9 protein-coding genes are annotated in these 5260 nt (G+C 37.8%); 5 read left to right on the forward strand and 4 right to left on the reverse strand.

From position 1 onward, the window contains the following. The first annotated feature begins 37 nt into the window (after positions 1 to 37). Both repM and E2K74_RS14170 read left to right on the forward strand, forming a co-directional pair. Positions 38 to 967, forward strand: a complete 930-nt coding sequence (gene repM, locus E2K74_RS14165; protein WP_032072978.1) for a replication initiation protein RepM — start codon at positions 38 to 40, stop codon at positions 965 to 967. Next, positions 964 to 1260 (forward strand): hypothetical protein, encoded by a 297-nt coding sequence (locus E2K74_RS14170; RefSeq protein WP_032072979.1) that lies wholly within the window; start codon positions 964 to 966, stop codon positions 1258 to 1260. The genes repM and E2K74_RS14170 overlap by 4 nt, the downstream gene beginning before the upstream one ends. On the opposite strand, the gene E2K74_RS14175 is transcribed toward E2K74_RS14170, so the two are convergent. Beyond that, positions 1257 to 1538 carry a hypothetical protein gene (locus E2K74_RS14175; RefSeq protein WP_005254311.1) on the reverse strand — a complete coding sequence of 94 codons (282 nt, stop codon included), beginning with the start codon at positions 1536 to 1538 and terminating at the stop codon, positions 1257 to 1259. The two genes, E2K74_RS14170 and E2K74_RS14175, sit on opposite strands and share 4 nt — an antisense overlap. Positions 1539 to 1733: 195 nt before the next feature. On the opposite strand from E2K74_RS14175, the gene mobQ reads away from it, so the two are divergent. Together mobQ and E2K74_RS14185 are read left to right on the forward strand one after the other, a co-directional pair. Further along, positions 1734 to 2705: a MobQ family relaxase gene (gene mobQ, locus E2K74_RS14180; protein WP_004897098.1), complete on the forward strand. Its 972-nt coding sequence runs from the start codon at positions 1734 to 1736 to the stop codon at positions 2703 to 2705. After that, complete coding sequence (locus E2K74_RS14185) at positions 2702 to 3172, forward strand: hypothetical protein (RefSeq protein WP_004870960.1); 471 nt, start codon at positions 2702 to 2704, stop codon at positions 3170 to 3172. The genes mobQ and E2K74_RS14185 overlap by 4 nt, the downstream gene beginning before the upstream one ends. 114 nt (positions 3173 to 3286) lie before the next feature. Here E2K74_RS14185 and E2K74_RS14190 read toward each other — a convergent pair whose 3' ends face one another. The 3 genes from E2K74_RS14190 to E2K74_RS14200 all read right to left on the reverse strand — a co-directional run bounded on the left by E2K74_RS14190 (position 3287) and on the right by E2K74_RS14200 (position 4324). Further along, positions 3287 to 3568, reverse strand: coding sequence for a type II toxin-antitoxin system YafQ family toxin (locus E2K74_RS14190; RefSeq protein ID WP_001129137.1), 282 nt, complete (start codon positions 3566 to 3568; stop codon positions 3287 to 3289). Beyond that, positions 3561 to 3854, reverse strand: a complete 294-nt coding sequence (locus tag E2K74_RS14195) for a type II toxin-antitoxin system RelB/DinJ family antitoxin (protein WP_004870963.1) — start codon at positions 3852 to 3854, stop codon at positions 3561 to 3563. Before E2K74_RS14195 ends, E2K74_RS14190 begins: the two co-directional genes overlap by 8 nt. Positions 3855 to 4057: 203 nt before the next feature. Further along, positions 4058 to 4324, reverse strand: a complete 267-nt coding sequence (locus E2K74_RS14200; RefSeq protein ID WP_151205510.1) for a hypothetical protein — start codon at positions 4322 to 4324, stop codon at positions 4058 to 4060. Positions 4325 to 5170: 846 nt separating this feature from the next. On the opposite strand from E2K74_RS14200, the gene E2K74_RS15155 reads away from it, so the two are divergent. Further along, the coding region (locus E2K74_RS15155) for a RepB family plasmid replication initiator protein (protein ID WP_151208218.1) at positions 5171 to 5260 on the forward strand (90 nt) is incomplete at its 3' end.

Consider the following 5260-nt stretch of genomic DNA (forward strand, 5'->3'; position numbering starts at 1 on the left):
GTGTGTAAATACACATTAATAATAACGTGTATTTAATATGAAGAATGGTTTAGTTGTGAAAGATAATGCATTAATAAACGCCAGTTATAATTTAGAACTAACAGAACAGCGTTTAGTCATGCTTGCAATCATTAATGCAAGAGAATTAGGGCAGGGTATTACGGCAGATAGCAAACTAGAAATACATGCTAGTGACTATGCAAAGCTATTTAATGTATCACCTGATGCATCCTACAAAGCCCTGAAAGATGCTGTAAATAATCTATTTAACAGGCAGTTTAGCTATACAGCCGAATATAAAAAAACAGGAAAGGTAGGTATCGTTCGCTCTCGCTGGGTGAGTCGTATTTTTTATGTAGATGATTTGGCATTACTAGAAATTACTTTCGCACCTGATGTAGTGCCTTTAATCACTAGATTAGAAGAACACTTTACAAAATATGAAGCCAAACAAGTTGCACACCTGACCAGTAAGTATGCCACTAGACTTTATGAGTTATTAATCGCTTGGCGTGAAGTTGGTAAAACACCTGTTTTTGAACTACAACAATTACGTAAAAATTTAGGTGTTGAAGATGATGAATATCAACGTATGCACCATTTTAAAAGCCGTGTATTAGAAACTGCCATTACTCAAATCAATGAACATACAGACATAAAAGCCACTTATGAGCAACACAAGAAAGGGCGTACAATTACAGGGTTTTCATTCAAGTTTAAGCAAAAAGTACAACCTAAAATTGAAACTAAACGAGATCCAAACACCCCTGACTTTTTTATAAAAATGACCGATGCGCAACGCCATTTATTTGCCAATAAAATGTCTGAAATGCCTGAAATGAGTAAATATTCACAAGGCACAGAAAGCTACCAGCAATTTGCTATTCGTATCGCTGATATGCTTTTAGAACCTGAAAAATTCAGAGAGCTTTATCCAATTTTAGAAAAATCAGGATTTCAGCCATGATTAAATTAAATAACCTATCAACCGATCTAAAGCATGTGACCGTTGAATACCTCGACATCGTAAATTATGAAATTGCGAGGGAAAATATATGCGGTTATATCTTCCTATTATCCCGACTATCCAAAGATGCCGAACCCACCGAAAAAATGCAGATGGAAAGCAAAATACAGGACTTAATTTACTATCGAGATAATTTGCAGATAGAAGACAAGGACAATATTCAAAAGGTTTTAAATACGCTCATTCCAGAGTATCAAGCCGAACAAAACAACCAAACAGCTAAGAAAAATTAGGCTTCAATATCGGGCAAATCAAAAAGCTGTCGATCTCTATTTTCTGTTAAATATTCGTTGAGTTCAGCCAATATTTTTTCTTTATTGGCTTCATTCTGCATTTTTTTAATCAAATAAGAACCGAGCAGAATTTTACGCCGAGTATCATCTTTTCGTTGCTGTTCCTTTTGCTTGGTACGTTCTCTTGCTTCGATAGCTTGTTTCTGTGCTTTTAACTGTTTCAGCTTCTCTAACTGGGCTTCAATTTTCTTTTCGATATTTTCAGCAGATTTAGTCATAACGGTTAATTTCGGAATATAGAAAACCACTCAAGCATAAGACCCTGTGAATTGAAATTCAAGCGGGTAATATGCTATCGTGTTTTTCATGAAATGCGCACTTACGACTTGAATTTCATTCAAGTCATCGTTGCGTAAGGGGAATCCCCTTAACCCCAAAAAATTGCTACGCAATTTAAAAAGGCGAAAGAAAAAATGGCGATTTATCATTGCTCAACAAAAACAGTGAATCGAAGTTCGGGACGAACTGCGGTTGCATCGTCTGCCTACCGTTCAGGGGAAAAACTCAAAGATGAACGAACAGGACTAACCCACGACTTTACGAGAAAGGACGGTGTCGCCCATAGCGAAATTGTGTCTAACCTTGATATAGAAATAGACCGTAGCGAATTGTGGAACTTGGCGGAACAGTCTGAAAACCGCAAAGATGCTCGAACCGCTAGAGAATGGGTGATTGCCCTGCCTGATGAACTGGATGCAGATCAGCGCAAGGACTTGGCAAAAGAGTTTGCCCAATCGCTTGTTGATCGTTATGGCGTGATTGCAGATTTAGCCATTCACGAACCCAGCAAAGGCGGAAATGATAAAAACCATCACGCCCATATCATGCTGACCACCCGAAAAGCTGAATTAGACCCTGACAATAAACTCACTTTGACGACAAAAACCGATATTGAGTTAAGTAATGCCAAACGCAAAAGCCTAAATATGGGAACAACCCAAGACGACATCAAACAGATTCGGGAAACATGGGCGGACTTAGCCAATCACGCACTGGAGCGAGCAGGCTACCGAGAAAAAATAGACCACCGCAGCTATGCCGATCAGAACAATGGACTACAAGCCACCATTCATGAGGGGACTTCGGTCACTCAACTCCGTAGACAAGGCATAGACACCGAAATCAGCCGTTATAACGACCATGTGAAGCAACACAACGCCCAACACCTCAAACAACAGCAACAGCGCACAGACAGCGTTTTACAGCACGGTTTAAACCGTGCCGAGCAAGGCTTCGAGCAATGGCAGAAAAACCAAGAAGCTAAACGCCTAGAACAAGAACGCCAAGCCGAAATACAACGACAGCAAAAACTAGAGCAACAGCAAGCCGAGCGAGCCAACCGTAAAGCATCACAAGACTTAGATCAGGGCGGAATGTACCGATGAGCAACCAAAACGACCTAGATGACCAGCTCTATATTTTACTGGCATCTATGAAAGAGTATCGAGAAGCCATAGCAGACGATAACAAGCGATTAGAAGCGTTTTACAAGGAAGTGGCTAGCGGAGTACTCAATAAGACCGAAAAACACCTAAAAAACGCCAATCAGAAGCAAATAGACGCACTCAACAACAGTATTCGAGAATTAAACAATGCAACCAATCAACTTGACTGGCGATTCATGGCAATCTACGCCAGTGCTTTTGTTAGCTTGCTGATCGTTTTCTTTTTAGCATTATTTTTATATGTGCCGAGCATGGACGAAATCAAACAGCGTAGAGCAGACGTTGCATGGCTAGAACAAAAATACAGCCTAGATATTAAAAATTGCAATGGGAAGTCTTGCGTTCGCATCATGAAAAATGACTGTCACGGAGCGAATAAGGATTATTGTGTGATTGACCCAAAATAATGATTAGACAGTACTTTGCTCGGCTCTTGCCATCACCGAATCAATGACAGCAGTCGCAAAGTTGCCCGACTTTGAAACATGGCTAAAGCCATCTTTCAAAGCATCGAGCGATAGTCATCCAAAAATTTCGGAATGGCTATCCAACTGATGCAGTTCTAAAATATCGTCACCAACAAGCCTATAGATCAAGACTAAATCAGGCTTCACATGACAATCACGACAATTTTTAAACTCTGCACCACCTTTCAAGGGATGATCTAAATACTTTTCAGGCAAAGGATTATTTGCGACTAAACAATCTAATACTTCTGCCCATTCAGCCGTAACCAGTTCTAAATAACGTCTTTTAATATCACGTTTAAAAGAACTGGTTACGATAATCTTACGTTTAGCCATGTGCTTCTTCCGACATAGCTTTAATCGCTTCTTCTACCGTTTCGTACTCGGTGTACTCGCCATTTTCAATCTCTTTTAAAGATTGAAGTAACTTGGCTGCTGCTTTAGGAGTTAAAGCAGGTTCTCGTGCATAGTCAAAAGACAAAGGAATCGCTTTAGTTTTAACGATTTGATTCAAGAACAGTTTGAATGCTTGAGGCATAGTCAAACCATAGTCTTCCAAAATAGGGGTAACTTGTTCTTTTAACTCTGCTTCTAAGCGCATATTGAAATTGACTGCGGACATGATTCCCTCACTCAAAAACCATTAAAGTAAAGATAATATAAGTCATATTCTTTACTTTTTCATTACTTTTGATGTAATAAATGGTTTCTGACAACTGAATTTCGTATAACAGCCATTATGTTAAATGGAAGCCAAAGACCTCCAAAAAAATTGATATAGCATTAATATCTATGTAAGCGTCTGCTGAAATCCATCGCTATTTTTTATTTTAGTTGAATTTCGTATACGTCATTTTTAAGTCTATAAAATCTAAATTCTGGATAAATTAAACCTATAACAAATAAAATAGAAAAACTAATCCAAAAGAATAAAGCCATCATTCGTACTTGTTCTTCACTCCAGTTTGCTTCCATATCTAAAAAAAAGATACTTTTCCATCCTTTTATATAATCTGCTCCACCCCATGAAATAATCCACTTACAAACCAAGCTAAGACTTAAATAAATTAATATCCATAGAGGAGTAGACATTCCTTATCTCCTAGTGACTCACATCCATGATTTAGATCATACTTCATTGGTTACCTATTTACGTTTAATTTCTTTTTGATCTGTTATTTAAAAAGAGAAAAAATCGACTCTAATCTATCTTGTAGCTTTCCTAAAATTAACATAATACACCTTATACGAAATGCGTTATAATTATCTATAGAAATCAATGCTGTAGTTTCTAGTTGATAGCCCGAACATCCCTGTTCGGGCTTTTTTTATGATTTTTCACGTTCCACGCCTATTATTTAAGCAATGTTTCACAACTTTGATTAGCTCCAGTAAATAATTAAAACCTAGATAATAAGAACCGAGCGAGTGTCTACGAGCGATTGAGCATCATCAAAATTTCGCCCTCGCCTTTTCTCTGATTACAAGCTCCCTTTCGATTTTAAACGGTAGGTACAGAGCATCCCGAATGGGTGCGAACTTTGGAGCTTTTGCTTTTCAAAAAGTATGAGCGAAGCGAATACATTACCAATGCTTTTGCTTTTAGATTTCACAAACAGGATTAACTAAAAACTGCCCCACGAAGCGAGGAACGAGCTTCAATAGAGTACGAGCTTTAGCGAGTACCTAGGGCAGTTTGCACTCCCCTCTCGAAAGGCTTTTAATTATTTTTAAAGCTTTTAAATGCTTTTAGATGAGCTGAAAGCATTGATATAAGAGGGTTTTAGCGTATATAAGCACACAAATTCTCTTGTATAAGCACACAAATTCTCTTGTATAAGCACACAAATTCTCTTGTATAAGCACACAAATTCTCTTGATTTACACACATAAAATATATAGTGTGTAAATACACATTAATAATAACGTGTATTTAATATGAAGAATGGTTTAGTTGTGAAAGATAATGCATTAATAAACGCCAGTTATAATTTAGAACTAACAGAACAGCGTTTAGTCATGCTTGCA

This window comes from Acinetobacter sp. RF15B, assembly GCF_007558235.1.
Classification (GTDB): domain Bacteria; phylum Pseudomonadota; class Gammaproteobacteria; order Pseudomonadales; family Moraxellaceae; genus Acinetobacter; species Acinetobacter lwoffii_C.

What these genes read in the sequence shown, in the direction of transcription:
- repM (WP_032072978.1), top strand. Translation starts at nt 38, where the DNA reads ATGAAGAATGGTTTAGTTGTGAAAGATAATGCATTAATAAACGCCAGT.
- E2K74_RS14170 (WP_032072979.1), top strand. Translation starts at nt 964, where the DNA reads ATGATTAAATTAAATAACCTATCAACCGATCTAAAGCATGTGACCGTT.
- E2K74_RS14175 (WP_005254311.1), bottom strand. Translation starts at nt 1,538, where the DNA reads ATGACTAAATCTGCTGAAAATATCGAAAAGAAAATTGAAGCCCAGTTA.
- mobQ (WP_004897098.1), top strand. Translation starts at nt 1,734, where the DNA reads ATGGCGATTTATCATTGCTCAACAAAAACAGTGAATCGAAGTTCGGGA.
- E2K74_RS14185 (WP_004870960.1), top strand. Translation starts at nt 2,702, where the DNA reads ATGAGCAACCAAAACGACCTAGATGACCAGCTCTATATTTTACTGGCA.
- E2K74_RS14190 (WP_001129137.1), bottom strand. Translation starts at nt 3,568, where the DNA reads ATGGCTAAACGTAAGATTATCGTAACCAGTTCTTTTAAACGTGATATT.
- E2K74_RS14195 (WP_004870963.1), bottom strand. Translation starts at nt 3,854, where the DNA reads ATGTCCGCAGTCAATTTCAATATGCGCTTAGAAGCAGAGTTAAAAGAA.
- E2K74_RS14200 (WP_151205510.1), bottom strand. Translation starts at nt 4,324, where the DNA reads ATGTCTACTCCTCTATGGATATTAATTTATTTAAGTCTTAGCTTGGTT.